The sequence below is a fragment of the Agrobacterium sp. CGMCC 11546 genome (genome assembly GCF_013365515.1).
Lineage (GTDB): Bacteria > Pseudomonadota > Alphaproteobacteria > Rhizobiales > Rhizobiaceae > Agrobacterium > Agrobacterium fabrum.
The window spans coordinates 2,909,818-2,924,551 of the sequence record NZ_CP047387.1 but is presented as its reverse complement, the minus strand read 5'-3'; the positions used below and the strand labels follow the sequence as shown (position 1 = coordinate 2,924,551).

The following is a 14,734-nucleotide window of genomic DNA, read 5'->3' as shown; positions in this document are numbered from 1 at the left end:
ATATAATATTTTTAGTCCCGCGTGTTGACGTCGCGGAAGGAAGCGGCGCATTTGGTCGCGAGCTTTTCAAGCAACCAACCAGCGTCGCAATGATCATCAAGCCTGAATTCCATACATTTGCGCTTACCGCCCTTGTCGGCAGCATGGGCGCACTGCTTGCCAGCCTGCTGCATATTCCCGCCCCCTTTCTTTCGGGACCGGCGCTCGCGGTAACCATCACCGGACTGGCGGGTGTCAAGCTCGGAATTCCCGCCTTCATCCGCAACGCCTGTTTCGTCGTCGTCGGCATTTCCATGGGAACGAGTGTCACGCCCTCGGTCATCGATGCCGCAAAGACATGGCCATTGAGCTTCGTCGTCGTGCTCGTCGCCGTCGTGATCATGCTCTACGTCGCTTACTGGATCCTGCATTACGGTTTCGGTTACGACCGGACAACGGCGATGCTCGGCGCTTCCCCCGGCCATCTCAGCTACATCATCAGCCTCGGCGCCGAGACGAAAAGCGACCTTGCGACCGTCAGCATTGTGCAGAGCGTGCGCGTGCTGGCGCTAACGCTTTCCGTGCCGCTGATCGTCGAATATTTCGATCTGGTCAGCACGGAACCCTTGATCACAAACCCGCCAATGGGCTTTTTTACGCTGGCGCTCACCATCGCCGCCTCGCTTCTGACCGGATGGCTTTTCCTGCGCTGGAAATTTCCCGCCGCCCTGCTGCTTGGTGGCGTTGCAATCTCCATAGGCACACATATTACCGGCCTCACCGAAGGTGGCGTGCCCAGCTGGCTCAGCCTGCCGGTCTATGTGTTGATTGGCTGCCTCATCGGCACGCGCTTTTCGAATGTCTCGCTGATGGAAGTGCGCAAGGGCTTTCTGGCCGGCTTCGTGGTCACCATTGCCGTGATGGTGATTGCAGGCACCATTGCCTGGCTGATTTCACGCGTGACAGGTGTTCCGCTCAATGCCGTCATGATCGCCTATGCGCCGGGCGGTCTCGAAACCATGGCGGCCATGGCGGTGATGATGCATGCCGATACCGCCTATGTCGGTTCGCATCACGTCATCCGGCTTCTCTTCTTGTCCGTGCTGATGCCCCTCGTCATGGGCAAAGATGCGCGCAAACGGGACGGCGACACCTGACGAACACTGGCCATCCGTGCCGACAGGAGCCATCGACGCTAAAATGCGGATGGCGTGCAACCTTTTTTTCTTCTAGCCGTTGATACTTCACCGCAATTGCGGCGGCGATTTTTCGCCTGTTCGGCAGGCTGACCCACCGGAGGACTATTCATGAACCGCTTGATGACGTTGACGGGCGCCGGACTTGCGCTTGCCTTTTCTGTTTCCATCGCTCAGGCGCAGGTGGTGGTGTCATCGAAGATCGACACCGAGGGCGGCGTTCTCGGCAACATCATTCTCGCCGTTCTCAACCAGAACAAGATCGAGACGACGGATCGCATCCAGCTCGGCGCTACCCCTGTCGTCAGAAAAGCAATCGCCGCGGGCGAGATCGACATCTATCCGGAATATACCGGCAATGCCGCCTTCTTTTTCTCCAAGGCGGATGACCCGCTCTGGAAGGATGCCGCCAAAGGCTATGAAGAGGCAAAAACGCTCGACTATGACGCCAACAAGATTGTCTGGCTTGCGCCGTCGCCTGCCAACAACACCTGGGCGATCGCGCTGCGCAAGGATGTCGCCGACAAGAACAATCTGAAGACGCTTTCCGACTTTGGCAAATATGTCGCCGGTGGTGGCACGGTGGTTCTCGCCGCTTCCTCCGAATTCGTCAATTCCGCCGCTGCCCTGCCCGCCTTTCAGACGACCTATGGTTTCACCATGAAGCCGGATCAGCTGATCACGCTTTCCGGTGGTGACACCGCGGCGACGATCGCCGCCGCCGCGAACCAGACGAACAATGCCAATGCCGCCATGGTCTATGGCACGGATGGCGGCATTGCCCCTTCCGGCCTTGTGGTTCTGGAAGACGACAAGCATGTGCAGCCGGTCTATCAGCCCGCGCCGATCATTCGCGAAGAGGTTCTGAAAAAGCACCCCAATATCGAGGAGCTGCTGAAGCCCGTGTTCGAAAAGCTTGATCTCGCAACCCTGCAGGATCTGAATGCCCGCGTGCAGGTGGGGGGCGAGCAGGCGAAGACGGTGGCGATGGACTTCCTGACAAAGAACGGTTTCGCCAAGTAGGGGCTCATGGCGCGGGAAGAGGATCATGAGAACGGAAGCGCTCTCATCATCCGATCCCAACCCAGGGTACAGGGGAGCAGGATTTGACGAAATGGCCTGACAAGGTGGGCGTGCTGATTTCGTGCCTGCTTCTTTATGCATTTTTTGCATCGCCATTCATGACGTTTCGCGCCAATAGGATCGTTCAGGGGGAAACACGAACGATCTTTGAGGCCCTTCCATTGGCGGCCGCGACGCTCCTTGCGGCCATCATTCTTCTTGCGGCCTTCTTCGCCTTTTTCCGCTTTCCCGCGTGGTTGAAACTCGCAGCGGCGCTGGCCGGTCTCGCGGCGCTCGCAGTTTTCGTCGGACAGGCGGCCTCCTTTCTCACGCCGGAAGGGAATAGTTTTGCCCGGGTTTCGCCGTCCAGCGGTTTCTGGTTCCTCTTTGTCGGGCTCGCTTTGCTCGCCACGGATTGTATCGCGCGTCTGGAGCCCAAACCCGCCATCCGGATCTTGCTGTTGCTCCTGGCGATAGCGGCGCTTTCCGCGATATTGGCAAGCGGCCTCTGGAACGATCTCTCCATCATCATGGAATATACCGGCCGAGCCGACATATTCTGGACCGAGGCGGTGCGGCATGTGGAGCTCGCCATCGGGTCGCTGATCGCCGCGACCGTCGCGGGCATTCCGCTGGGCATCCTCTGTTACAAGGTCGAGCGGCTGCGGGCAGGCGTCCTGAACAGTCTCAACATCGTCCAGACCATTCCCTCCATCGCGTTGTTCGGGCTTCTGATCGCGCCGCTCGGATGGATTGCGGCCACCGTTCCGGGCGCGGCGAGGATCGGCATTGCCGGCATCGGCATGGCGCCGGCTTTCGTGGCGCTGTTTCTCTATTCGCTGCTGCCGGTCGTTTCCAACACGGTGGTCGGTCTTGCCGGCGTTTCCCACGCGATCCGGGAAGCGGCGCGTGGGCTTGGCATGACACCGGTCCAGCGTTTACTGCGGGTGGAATTTCCGCTCGCCATGCCGGTCATCCTCACCGGCATCCGCATCGTGCTGGTGCAGAATATCGGGCTCGCGACAATCGCCGCCCTGATCGGCGGCGGTGGTTTTGGCGTTTTCGTGTTTCAGGGCATCGGGCAGACGGCCATGGACCTCGTGCTGCTCGGCACCGTGCCGACCGTTCTCCTCGGCTTTGCCGCCGCGATCACACTCGACGCCCTCATAGACAGCAATCTCTTCAGCGCAGGCGGAAGGCAGAAGCCATGATCGAAATCGACACCATCACGAAACGATATGGCGATACGACCGTTGTGGACCAGGTCTCGCTGACCGTCGCGCCGCGTACCGTCACCGTCATCGTCGGCACATCAGGATCGGGGAAAACCACCCTGCTGCGCATGATCAACCGGCTTGTGGAACCGACCTCCGGCACGATCCGCATCGACGGCGAAGACATCAGCGCCATTCCTGGTTTCAAACTGCGCCGCCAGATCGGCTACGCCATCCAGGGGCATGGGCTGTTTCCGCATCGAACCGTGGCGGAAAATATCGCGACCGTGCCGCAGCTGATCGGTTGGGATCACCAGCGCATCAAGGCCAAGATCGATGCGCTCATGCATCTGTTCCAGCTTGATCCCGCGCTTTATGCGGATCGTTTTCCGCATGAGCTTTCCGGCGGCCAGCAGCAGCGTGTCGGCGTGGCCCGTGCACTGGCCGCGGAACCAAACATTCTCCTGATGGACGAACCCTTCGGCGCGCTGGACCCGGTGACCCGCGCCAAGGCCCAGAACGACCTTCTCGATATCCAGAAGAAACTCGGTGTTACCATCGTCCTCGTCACGCACGACATGGACGAGGCTTTCCATCTGGCGGATCGCATTGCCGTGATGGACAAGGGCCGCATCGTGCAGGATTGCCCGCCGGCCGAGCTGGTGCTGAAACCGGCGACGGATTTCGTCCGCACCATGATTGGCGAAAACGAACGCGCGTTGAAACTGCTTTCGGTTCTGACCGTCGCCGACATCGTGGAGCCGGGAAGTGCAGAAGGTGCGCCGCTCACCGAAGGCACCAGCCAGCGCGATGCCCTGTCGGCCATGTTATGGGCGGGTCGCGATGTCTTGCCTGTCATAAAGGACGATGGGCAACCCATCGGCCGGGTGCGGCGTGATGTTCTCCTTCAGCGTGCCACTGGCGCCCCATGAAAAACGCCTTCTCTTTTCTCTCTCTCGGGCTTCTGGTGCTGGCGCTGATCATTTTTCTTGCCGCGCCGCAAATCTTCGCACCGATCTTCCGCCCTCTCGTGCAGGCCAATGCGCCGGCCATCTACACGCAGGCCAATCTCTTTTCCCTGACGCTGTCGCATCTGACCATCGTTGCGATCGCGACCGGCCTCGCCACGCTCACGGCAGGGGCGCTTGCGGTTCTCGTCACCCGGCCTTTCGGGGCGGATTTCCTGCCGCTGTCGCGCAGCATCGTCAATATCGGCCAGACCTTTCCGCCGGTGGCGGTGTTGGCGCTGGCCGTGCCGATGATCGGCTTTGGCGAGAAACCCACGCTCATCGCCCTGTTTCTCTATGCACTTCTGCCGGTGTTCGAAAATACGCTGACCGGGCTGACAACCCTGCCCGCTACGGTGATGGATGCCGCCAGAGGCAGCGGTATGACCGGCTGGCAACGGCTCACCAAAGTGGAGCTGCCGCTTGCCCTTCCGGCCATTCTCGCCGGCGTCAGGCTGTCGGCGGTCATCAGCCTTTCCACCGCGACCATTGGATCCACGGTTGCCGCCCGCACGCTTGGCGAAGTGATCATCGCCGGCCTGCAATCCAACAATCTCGCCTTCATTCTCCAAGGCGGTTTAATCGTTGCTGCACTGGCGATCCTGATCCACGCTGGCTTTTCCGCACTGGAAAAATCCGCAGCCCGCAAAACCGGGCACTGACATGCGGAGCCGTCCAAATTTAAGGTTCCCGCCATCCGCCGCGCATGGTAGGGGCTGACCGTCGAAATAGAAACATCAGAGGTTCGGGTGACACAGGCAATCGTCGTGATGGGAGTGAGCGGCTCTGGCAAGTCCACGGTCGCGGAAGCGGTGGCTGAGAAACTGGGCGTTGCCTTTATAGAGGGCGACAAGCTGCATCCCAAATCCAATGTCGACAAGATGTCCGAGGGCATTCCGCTGACTGACGACGACCGCTGGCCATGGCTCGATCTGATCGGTACGGAACTGCGCAAGGGCAGCAAAGGCAAGGGTATCGTGGTTTCCTGCTCCGCCCTCAAGAAAATCTATCGCGACCGTCTTCGTAAGGCGACCGGTGGCCCACTCGCCTTCGTTTACCTCGATGGCAGCCTGGAGCTTCTCAGCAAGCGCATGGGTGAACGCAAGGGCCATTTCATGCCGCTGTCGCTGCTTCAAACCCAGCTTGCCACGCTGGAAGTGCCGACTGGCGAACCAGGGGTCGTAACCGTCAACATCGACACCACCCCCGAAGAGATCACCGCAAACGCACTTGCCGGCCTGAAGACGGTAACGTTCTAGAGCACGTCCAGTCACGGCGGACGCGCTCTATCTCTTTGTTTTATCGCATTATCCGGACGTAAACCGCTACGCAGTTTTACTGGAAATGCTCTAGAGGCCGAGCTTGTCCCTCAAACCGTACCACCATGCACCAAGCATGGTCAGCGGCACGCGGAACGTCTTGCCGCCGGGGAACGGGTAGTTCGGCAGGGAACTCCAGATATCGAAACGTTCGGCGTGGCCGGCAACGGCCTCGCCCAATATCTTGCCGAGCAGATGGGTGGTCGTCACACCATGGCCGCTGTCGCCGTGCGAGAAATAAATATTATCCGAAAGCCTGCCCATATGCGGGATGCGCGTGAGCGTCAGTGCGAAGTTGCCACTCCAGGCGAATTCGATCCTGGTCTTTTCCAATTGCGGAAAGGTCTTCAGCATGTTCGGCCGGATCACACCGGTCAGATCGGCCGGATCGCTGCCGCCATAACCGATGCCGCCGCCATAAAGCAGGCGGTTGTCCGAGGTGCGGCGGTAATAATCAAGAATGTAATTGGCATCCTCGACGCAATAATTGGCGGGCAGAAGGGCCTCGATAAGGTCGGCATCGAGCGGCTCAGTCGCCATGACCTGGCTTGAGACCGGCATCATCCGCTCGCCGATTTCCGGCAGCAAAGTGCCGAGATAGGCATTACCGCAGACGAGAACGTATTTCGCCTTCACGCTGCCCATTGCCGTGCGCACGATGGGATTGGCGCCCTGCTCCACCGCGATGACGCGCGAATTCTCGAATATGCGGGCTCCCAGGCTTTCGGCCGCCGCCGCTTCGCCCTGCACCAGATTAAGCGGGTGGATGTGACCACCGAAGCGGTCGATCATGCCGCCGGCATAACGGTTCGTCTTCACATATTGGCCGACATCCGCCTCGGAGACCATTTCCAGACCGCCATGGCCGTGTTTTTCCCAATGGGCTTTGTGCGCTTCCATTTCGCGGATCTGCTTCGGCGTAAAGGCGGCGAAGAAGCCGCCGTCGACCAGATCGCAGTCGATGCCGTATTTGGCGACACGGCTGCGGATGATCGTCCCGCCCTCCAGCGACATTTCTCCGAGCTTCACCGCCTTTTCGTGGCCGTAACGTCGGGCGATGGTTTCGAGATCACGGCTATAGCCGTTGACGATCTGGCCGCCATTGCGGCCGGAAGCGCCGAAGCCGACCCTAACGCCTTCCAGAACGATGACGGCATAACCGCGTTCACTGAGTTCCAGCGCGGCTGAAATGCCGGTGAAACCGCCGCCGATGATGCAGACATCGGCCTCCAGCGCGCCCTCAAGCGTCGGTCGCACGGATTTGACATTGGCGGAGGCCGCATACCACGACGATGTGTGGCCGGGATTGGGAATGTTCGTTACCTCAGCCATCTCACACCGTCCTGATATAGGCGTCATATTCGACGTCGGTTACACGCAGGGAAAATTCGGAAAGCTCCTGCTGCTTGCAGGCGGAAAACAGCGTGCGGTACTTCTGGCCGAGCGTCGCATAGGCAAAGCTCGAACGCGTGAAGCGCTGCAATGCATAGTCCCAGTTGGTGGGAAGCGGTTCGTGATTGATCGCGTGGCTGTCACCGGCAATCGCGCCGCCGGGCTGGCGCTTCTCCTTCATGCCGGCGATAGCGGCGCTGAGGATCATCGCGAGGACCAGGTAGGGATTGGTGTCGGCGCCGGCGACGCGGTGTTCGATGCGGGTTGCCGCCTTGCTGGCCACGATGACGCGGACCGCAGCCGAGCGGTTGTCGATACCCCACGAAGCGTAGGTCGGCGCGTGTTCGCTTGGGGTGAGGCGGCGATAGGAATTGGCATGAGGAGCGAAGATCGCCATGCTCTCCCCCATGTTTTCCAACAGGCCGCCGACCGAGTGCATCAGCGCATCCGACGGACCGTTTTCCCCGGCGTAGATATTCCTGCCGTCCCTGTCGAGAACGGAAAAATGCACATGCATGCCGTTGCCGGCCTGCAGCCCATAGGGCTTGGCCATGAAGGTGGCGTCGAGTTCGTGCCGTCGCGCCACACCTTTGACGATGCGTTTCAGGAAGACGGCAAAATCGGCGGCCTGCAGGGCATCCGGCACGTGGTTGAGGTTGATCTCATATTGCCCGGGGCCATTTTCCCGCAGCGTCGTATCTGCAAGCACACCCTGGGCGCGGCAGGCTGTCGCGATATCATGGAAGACATCCTCGAAATCCTGCAATTCGGAAATCGATAGAACCTGCGTCTGGCCGGTGTGCCAGCGACCTTCGCGGCTGTGCGGCGGGCGCACCGGGTCAAGCGCCGAGCGGACGGGATCGATGAGGTAGAATTCCAGTTCGGTCGCCACGACCGGCGTGAGGCCAGCCTTTTTATAGGCGTTCAGAACCTGCGACAGAACATGGCGCGGATCACCATAAAATCCGGTCCCATCCGCGTTTTTCATCGCCAGCAGAACCTGCGCCGTCGGCCGGCCAAGCCATGTTACCCGTGACAGCGTACCGGGAACGGGGAAACAAAAACCATCAGGATCACCCGTGCCTTCGGCGAGACCTGCGGCGTGCACATCCCGGCCCCAGATATCCAGCGCATAAACGGATCGCGGGATCGCCATTCCCTTTTCAAGCACGTCAATTGCTCTCTCACGCGGAATCCATTTACCGCGCGGAACGCCGTTCGCATCTATGACGAAAGCTTCGAGAATTTCGATATCGGGATTATCAGCGAAAAATTTCTTTGCGTTTTCAATATCATACATTATGCACCAGCAAGCCGTTTCCATCTCGTTTCATGCGCAGCGAGTTTCGCTAACGAAAGTCGTCCTGCTGCTGATAGATGAGAAACCTCGCCACCATGATGACGTTTGCCCCTTTTCCCCTTTGTATATGATCATGTTACGTGGGCTATCACAGGAAGGCCAGCGGATTCGGCTGTCAGGGATTGAACCTTTCCGGACGATAGGCATCGATAGCGATAACAGGCGCTTCTCCCAGCATGGTTTCCGCCAGAACACGGCCGGTGATCGGCCCAAGCGTCAGTCCGTGATGGGCGTGGCCGAAGGCAAACCACAAGGTTCTGTGGCGCGGCGCCTTGCCGATGATCGGCATCATGTCAGGCGTGCAGGGGCGTGCGCCCATCCACGGTTCCGCATCCAGCCGGCCGCCAAGGGGAAAGACTGTGCGGGCAACCCGTTCCGCCCGCTCGATCTGTACGGGGGATTTCGGCGCATCGCGTTCGGCAAATTCGGCACCGGTTGTCAGGCGGATGCCCTTTCGCATCGGCGCCAGGAAATAACCACGCTCGGCATCGATCAGCCAGTTGTTGAGCTTTGCGCCCGACTGTGGCGCATAATGCATGTGATAGCCGCGCTTCACGCCGAGCGGGAAGCGATAACCCAGCCTTTCCGTCACCGTATCCGCCCAGGGACCAAGTGCCACGACGGCATGTTCGGCCTCCACCGCGCCGGTTTCAGTGCGCACTGTCCAGCCGCTTGTCGTCTGGCTGAGGGTGGAGGCATCGCCCCGGACAAAGGTTCCACCGAGGCTTTCGAACAGTTTGACATAAGCAAGCGTCAGCGCGTGCGGATCGCGTACTGACCAGGGATCATTCCATTTCAGGCCGCCGACGAAATCATGGCTGAGATGCGGTTCTGCCGTTGCCAGCGCTTCAGCGTCAAGTTTCGTATGGGAAATGCCGTGCTCGCGCGAAAGACGCTCAGCAAAGGCATAGTCAGCATCCCGCCTTTCGGCGGTTCTATAGGCCTCCATCCAGCCATTTTTGACGATCAGATCGACGGCCTTCGCTTCATCGATGAGGATATTGTGCTCGGACACGGAGTGCTCGATCAGCGGTGCATAGGCGCGGGCAATCGCGGCATGCCTGATGGCTGCGGAATTATACCAATAACGGCCGAGGAAAGGCGCAATCTTCGGCAGGGCCGAGAGGCGATAACGGACATCGATCCTGTTGTTCAGCGAATAGCGCAGCAGTAGCGCAAGGTCCTGCGGGAAGCCGTAGGGCACCACGCCCTCTCTCTGGATCAGGCCGGCATTGCCGAAAGAGGTCTCTTCGCCCGGTCCGCGCCGGTCCAACAGCACCACCGATTTGCCCCTGCGGGCCAGTTGCAAAGCAACAGAGACCCCGATGATCCCCGCTCCCAAAACGACCACATCCGCTGCCATCGCAATCAATCCGTTTCCATGTCACGCTGACCACAACATGGGTCGGCGTTTTCCGCAAAGCAACAAAAAATCATTGCCTTAATGGAAAGATGATGTGTCTTACTGGCTGACCGCCTTTGTTTCCACCGCCTCTATATTGAAGGCCGCTGCCAGCAGTGCCTTGGTGTAATCCTGCTGCGGATTGGCGAAAATCTCAGCCGCCGGACCGCTCTCCACCACCTTGCCGTGGCGCATGACGATCAGGTCGTTGGCGAGCGCCTTCACCACCTTCAGATCATGGCTGATGAAGAGGTAGGCCAGTTCATGCTTTGCCTGAAGATCGCGCAGCAGGTCGACCACCTGCGCCTGCACGCTCATATCAAGAGCGGATGTAGGCTCGTCCAGCATGACGAAACGGGGTTTAAGCACCATGGCGCGGGCAATGGCGATGCGCTGGCGCTGGCCCCCGGAAAATTCATGCGGATAGCGCCAGCGGGTGGCCGGATCGAGGCCCACCTCTTCCAGTGCCGTGGCAACCCGCGTATCGCGCTCGTCGGCGGAGAGAGACCGCTCATGGACCTTCAGGCCTTCGGCGATGATTTCGCCGACCGACATGCGCGGGCTGAGCGAACCATAGGGATCCTGAAAAACCACCTGCAGCCGGTTCCTGAGCGGCTTCATCATCTCATAGGAATAGCTGTCGATCGACTGGCCGATGAAGCTGATGCGACCCTTCGAGGCAATCAGCCGCGAGAGAGCGAGACCAAGCGTCGTCTTGCCGGAGCCGGATTCGCCCACTACGCCCACGGTCTGGCCGGCGCGCAGGGTAATGTCGATACCATCAACCGCCTTCACATGGTCGATCACCCGGCGCATCAGTCCCGCCTTGATGGGGAACCAGACCTTGATGTCGTCACCCTGCATAACCACCGGTTTGCTGGCATCGGAATGCGGCGGCTCACCCTTCGGTTCGGCTGCCAGCAAATGGCGGGTATAGGCGTGCTGCGGATCGGTAAATACCTGCTCCACCGTGCCGGTTTCAACGATCTTGCCCTTGGTCATGACGCAGACGCGATCGGCAAATTTGCGGACGATGCCGAGATCATGGGTGATGAACAGCATGGACATGCCGTGCTGCGTTTTCAGATCACCGAGCAGTTCCAGGATCTGCGCCTGCACCGTCACATCGAGCGCGGTGGTCGGCTCGTCGGCGATCAGCAGTTTCGGCCGGTTGGCGAGCGCCATGGCGATCATCACGCGCTGCCGCTGGCCACCGGACAATTCGTGCGGATAGGCCTTCAGGCGCTTTTCCGGCTCGCGGATGCCGACCTGCAACAGCAGTTCCAATGTGCGTTGGCGCGCCTCTGCACCAGCGATTGCCTGATGCAGCTCCAGTATCTCGCCGATCTGCCGCTCGATGGTGTGGAGCGGGTTGAGCGAGGTCATCGGCTCCTGGAAGATCATGGTGATGTCGTTGCCGCGCACGGCACGCAACGCCCGTTCCGGCAGGGTCAACATGTCCTTGCCGTCGAACAGGATTTTACCCGAAGGATGGCTCGCCGCCGGATAGGGCAGCAATTTGAGAATGGAATTCGCCGTCACCGACTTGCCGGAACCGGATTCCCCGACGAGGGCGACGACTTCGCCCTGCATCAGGTCAAAGGAGACGTGATCGACAGCGACACTGGTCGCGCCACCCTGATGGAAGGCGACGGAGAGATCACGGACGGAAAGAAGCGGCTGGATCATGCACTGAGGCTTTCGAGAAGGAGCTTTAGCGTTTCGACGTCAGGCCGAATAACTTGCAGAGGTTTCGCATTCTTAACGACGCCGTATCTTGTGTGGGTGAGATTATATTCTCCGCGAATTCCGAAATCGTTGGTCAGAAAATGCGAGCAACTCATCCCCACAGCCGTGGAAAGGTGAATGGCATCCGGCAGCTTTATCGAAGAATATTGCGCGCGCAGAACCGCAGCATAATGTAAAATTGGCTTCTCTACGGGAACCACACTGAGCCAATCGCTCGTCAATATCAGGTTTTGATATTGATCTATCAATTGATCGTTTCGCTCTTTGTAAGGTTTGACGACAAGCTCGGAGAACGTCAACTCGCTGGTGACGAATACTGGCGCTCTGGAGGAATCGACAAGAAAGAGGCCGGGGAGCATCTCCCGCGTCGCCTCCTCTCCTTCCATTGCCATGATAAAGACGTTGGTATCGATGTAGACCCTTTCAACGCCTTCCATTAATCATCCCACTCATCGCGAATTTCGCGAATTCGGGCAACTGCCTGTTCCGCCGTCACGCGCTGCGTATTGTTTTTTCTGTATTCAGCCATGGCGTTGACAGCCTGCTCGGCGGTCATCGATAGACGAGGAGTGTCAAGGAATGCAGAAAAGCCGGAGAGCTCATCAGTTTCATCCAAGCGAGTTGTATCCTCGACTTCAACCACGATTCGAACCATGGCTCCTTCATCGAGTCCTTCTCTGAGTTCCCGAGGCAGTTTGCTAACGGGATAGTGTTCTCTGACCACTCTATTCATTTGTCTTCACCCGTAGTGTCAATATTCGTGATCCTACTACAGAGCCGTTCAAAACACGACATATGATCACCGGAACGTCTTGCGTGGATCGAAGGCGTCGCGCACCGCTTCACCCACGAAGATCAATAGCGAGAGCATGATGGACATGGTGAAGAAGGCGGTGAGGCCAAGCCAGGGGGCCTGAAGGTTGTTCTTGCCCTGCGCGATCATCTCGCCCAGCGACGGCGATCCTGGCGGCATGCCGAAGCCGAGGAAATCGAGCGAGGTGAGCGTCGTGATCGAACCGGAGAGGATAAACGGCAGGAAGGTCAGCGTTGCCACCATGGCATTGGGCAGAAGATGCCGGAACATGATCGTCCAATTGCCGACGCCAAGCGCACGGGCAGCACGGACATATTCGAAATTTCTGGCCCGCAGGAATTCGGCGCGGACAATGCCAACGAAGCCGACCCATGAAAACAGCAGCATGATGCCAAGCAGCACGAAGAAGCCCGGCGGCAGAATGGCCGCGATGATCAGCAGGATGTAGAGCACCGGCATGGACGACCAGATTTCGATGAAACGCTGCAGAAGCAGGTCGGTCCAGCCACCGAAATAACCCTGAATGGCGCCGGCCGTGACGCCGACGAGGGCCGATGCGATGGTCAGTGTCAGGCCGAACAGCACGGAGATGCGGAAACCGTAGATCATTCGAGCCGTAACATCGCGCGCCTGATTATCGGTTCCAAGCCAGTTGAGATTGCCAAGCGTACAGCCGGGATCGGCATTGCCTTGCGGGTAAGCCGAGCAGCGCTCCTTTTCATCCATCAGCCAGAAGGGTGCCGTGGGCGCCGAATGCGGAATATTGGAATTGACCGTCTGGTAGGAATAACGGATCGGCGGCCAGATCATCCAGCCATTGGCGTTGATCTCGTCCTGAATGAAGGAGGATTTGTAATCAGTCTGGGCAAGAAAACCGCCAAACTTTTCTTCAGGATAATCAACCATGACCGGCACGAGAATCTCGCCCTTGTAGGAGGCGAGGATCGGTTTGTCATTGGCGATGAATTCAGCGATCAGGCTCAGTAAAAACAGGATCAGGAACAGCCAGAAGGACCAATAACCGCGGCGGTTGGCCTTGAAATTCTGCCAGCGGCGCTTGGTCGTCGGTGAAAACCATGGGCGCTTCGGCTTTACCAGCGTTTCGGTTCCGGCGGGCTGGGCAAGCGACATCACACGTCCCTCCGCTCGAAATCGATGCGCGGATCGATCCATGTGTAGATCAGGTCGGATAGTAGTCCGACCACGAGGCCCATCAGCGAGAAGATGAAGAGCGTGCCAAAGACGATTGGATAATCCCGGTTGACCACCGAGAGATAACCGAGACGACCGAGACCATCCAGCGAGAAGATATTTTCGATCAGCAGCGAACCGGTGAAGAAGGCCGAGATGAAGGCGCCCGGAAAACCGGCGATCACGATCAGCATCGCGTTGCGGAAGACATGGCCGTAGAGAACCTTGCGTTCGGAGAGACCCTTGGCGCGGGCGGTGACGACATATTGCTTCTTGATCTCATCGATGAAGGAATTCTTGGTGAGGAGCGTCGTCGTCGCGAAGGCCGAAAGCGAAAGCGCGATCAACGGCAGGGTCAGGTGCCAGAAATAGTCGATGATCTTCTGCCACCAGTTCAGCTGGTCGAAATTATCCGAGACCAGACCGCGCAGCGGAAACCAGTCGAAGAATGATCCGCCGGCGAAAAGCACGATGAGCAGGATACCGAACAGGAAGCTCGGCACCGCATATCCGATGATGATGATGCCCGATGTCCAGACATCGAAGGTCGAGCCATCGGAGACGGCCTTCTTGATGCCGAGCGGAATGGAAATCACATAGGAAATGATCAGGATCCAGAAGCCGAGCGAGGCCGAGACCGGCAGCTTATCGATGATGAGATCGATGACCGAGGAATTGCGGAAGAAGCTGTCACCGAAATCGAAGCGGATGTAATTCCACATCATTTCAAGAAAACGGGTGAGCGGTGGCTTGTCGAAGCCGAACTGTTTTTCGAGCTTCTTGATCAGCTCTGGATCAAGACCCTGCGCGCCGCGATATTTCGAGCCGCTTTCATCGAAACCACCGGACTGGCCCATGAGATCGCCGCCGCCCGAGAGCCGGTCGGAGGCGCTGTCGCCCTGCCCGGTCAGCTGCGCCACGACCTGTTCCACCGGCCCGCCCGGCGCGAACTGGATGACGAGAAACGAAATGCCCATGATGCCGACGATCGTCGGGATCATCAGTGCCAGACGTCTGAGAATATAGGCGCCCATCAGCCTCTGCTCCCG

Annotated in this window: 14 protein-coding genes; 6 read left to right on the top strand and 8 right to left on the bottom strand. The window is 58.9% G+C overall.

From position 1 onward, the window contains the following. Positions 1–89: 89 nt before the first annotated feature. The 6 genes from GSF67_RS14320 (at position 90) to GSF67_RS14295 (ending at position 5,717) form a co-directional block, all read left to right on the top strand. Positions 90–1,136, top strand: a complete 1,047-nt coding sequence (locus GSF67_RS14320) for an AbrB family transcriptional regulator (RefSeq protein ID WP_006310046.1) — start codon at positions 90–92, stop codon at positions 1,134–1,136. A gap of 150 nt (positions 1,137–1,286) precedes the next feature. Further along, on the top strand, positions 1,287–2,198 hold the full coding sequence (locus GSF67_RS14315; RefSeq protein WP_006310045.1) for an ABC transporter substrate-binding protein: 912 nt from the start codon (positions 1,287–1,289) through the stop codon (positions 2,196–2,198). Positions 2,199–2,281: 83 nt separating this feature from the next. Then, positions 2,282–3,448 (top strand): ABC transporter permease, encoded by a 1,167-nt coding sequence (locus GSF67_RS14310; RefSeq protein WP_006310043.1) that lies wholly within the window; start codon positions 2,282–2,284, stop codon positions 3,446–3,448. Continuing rightward, positions 3,445–4,383, top strand: a complete 939-nt coding sequence (locus GSF67_RS14305) for an ABC transporter ATP-binding protein (RefSeq protein WP_006310041.1) — start codon at positions 3,445–3,447, stop codon at positions 4,381–4,383. Before GSF67_RS14310 ends, GSF67_RS14305 begins: the two co-directional genes overlap by 4 nt. Further along, complete coding sequence (locus GSF67_RS14300; protein WP_006310037.1) at positions 4,380–5,120, top strand: ABC transporter permease; 741 nt, start codon at positions 4,380–4,382, stop codon at positions 5,118–5,120. Before GSF67_RS14305 ends, GSF67_RS14300 begins: the two co-directional genes overlap by 4 nt. Before the next feature lie 108 nt (positions 5,121–5,228). After that, positions 5,229–5,717 (top strand): gluconokinase, encoded by a 489-nt coding sequence (locus GSF67_RS14295; protein ID WP_035214535.1) that lies wholly within the window; start codon positions 5,229–5,231, stop codon positions 5,715–5,717. A gap of 90 nt (positions 5,718–5,807) precedes the next feature. On the opposite strand, the gene GSF67_RS14290 is transcribed toward GSF67_RS14295, so the two are convergent. The 8 genes from GSF67_RS14290 to GSF67_RS14255 form a co-directional block, all read right to left on the bottom strand. After that, complete coding sequence (locus GSF67_RS14290) at positions 5,808–7,109, bottom strand: FAD-binding oxidoreductase (RefSeq protein ID WP_006310035.1); 1,302 nt, start codon at positions 7,107–7,109, stop codon at positions 5,808–5,810. 1 nt (position 7,110) lies between these two features. Then, positions 7,111–8,472, bottom strand: coding sequence for a glutamine synthetase family protein (locus tag GSF67_RS14285; protein ID WP_035214563.1), 1,362 nt, complete (start codon positions 8,470–8,472; stop codon positions 7,111–7,113). 172 nt (positions 8,473–8,644) lie between these two features. Next, the gene (locus tag GSF67_RS14280; RefSeq protein WP_006310033.1) at positions 8,645–9,892 is read right to left on the bottom strand and encodes an FAD-binding oxidoreductase; all 1,248 of its coding nucleotides are present in this window, start codon (positions 9,890–9,892) and stop codon (positions 8,645–8,647) included. 99 nt (positions 9,893–9,991) lie between these two features. Next, positions 9,992–11,620, bottom strand: a complete 1,629-nt coding sequence (locus GSF67_RS14275) for an ABC transporter ATP-binding protein (protein WP_006310032.1) — start codon at positions 11,618–11,620, stop codon at positions 9,992–9,994. Further along, complete coding sequence (locus GSF67_RS14270; protein ID WP_006310031.1) at positions 11,617–12,117, bottom strand: PIN domain-containing protein; 501 nt, start codon at positions 12,115–12,117, stop codon at positions 11,617–11,619. The genes GSF67_RS14275 and GSF67_RS14270 overlap by 4 nt, the downstream gene beginning before the upstream one ends. After that, on the bottom strand, positions 12,117–12,413 hold the full coding sequence (locus GSF67_RS14265; RefSeq protein ID WP_035214534.1) for a hypothetical protein: 297 nt from the start codon (positions 12,411–12,413) through the stop codon (positions 12,117–12,119). The genes GSF67_RS14270 and GSF67_RS14265 overlap by 1 nt, the downstream gene beginning before the upstream one ends. A gap of 66 nt (positions 12,414–12,479) precedes the next feature. Continuing rightward, positions 12,480–13,625, bottom strand: a complete 1,146-nt coding sequence (locus GSF67_RS14260; protein ID WP_006310027.1) for an ABC transporter permease — start codon at positions 13,623–13,625, stop codon at positions 12,480–12,482. Continuing rightward, complete coding sequence (locus tag GSF67_RS14255; protein WP_006310022.1) at positions 13,625–14,719, bottom strand: microcin C ABC transporter permease YejB; 1,095 nt, start codon at positions 14,717–14,719, stop codon at positions 13,625–13,627. The genes GSF67_RS14260 and GSF67_RS14255 overlap by 1 nt, the downstream gene beginning before the upstream one ends. Between the last annotated feature and the right edge of the window lie 15 nt (positions 14,720–14,734).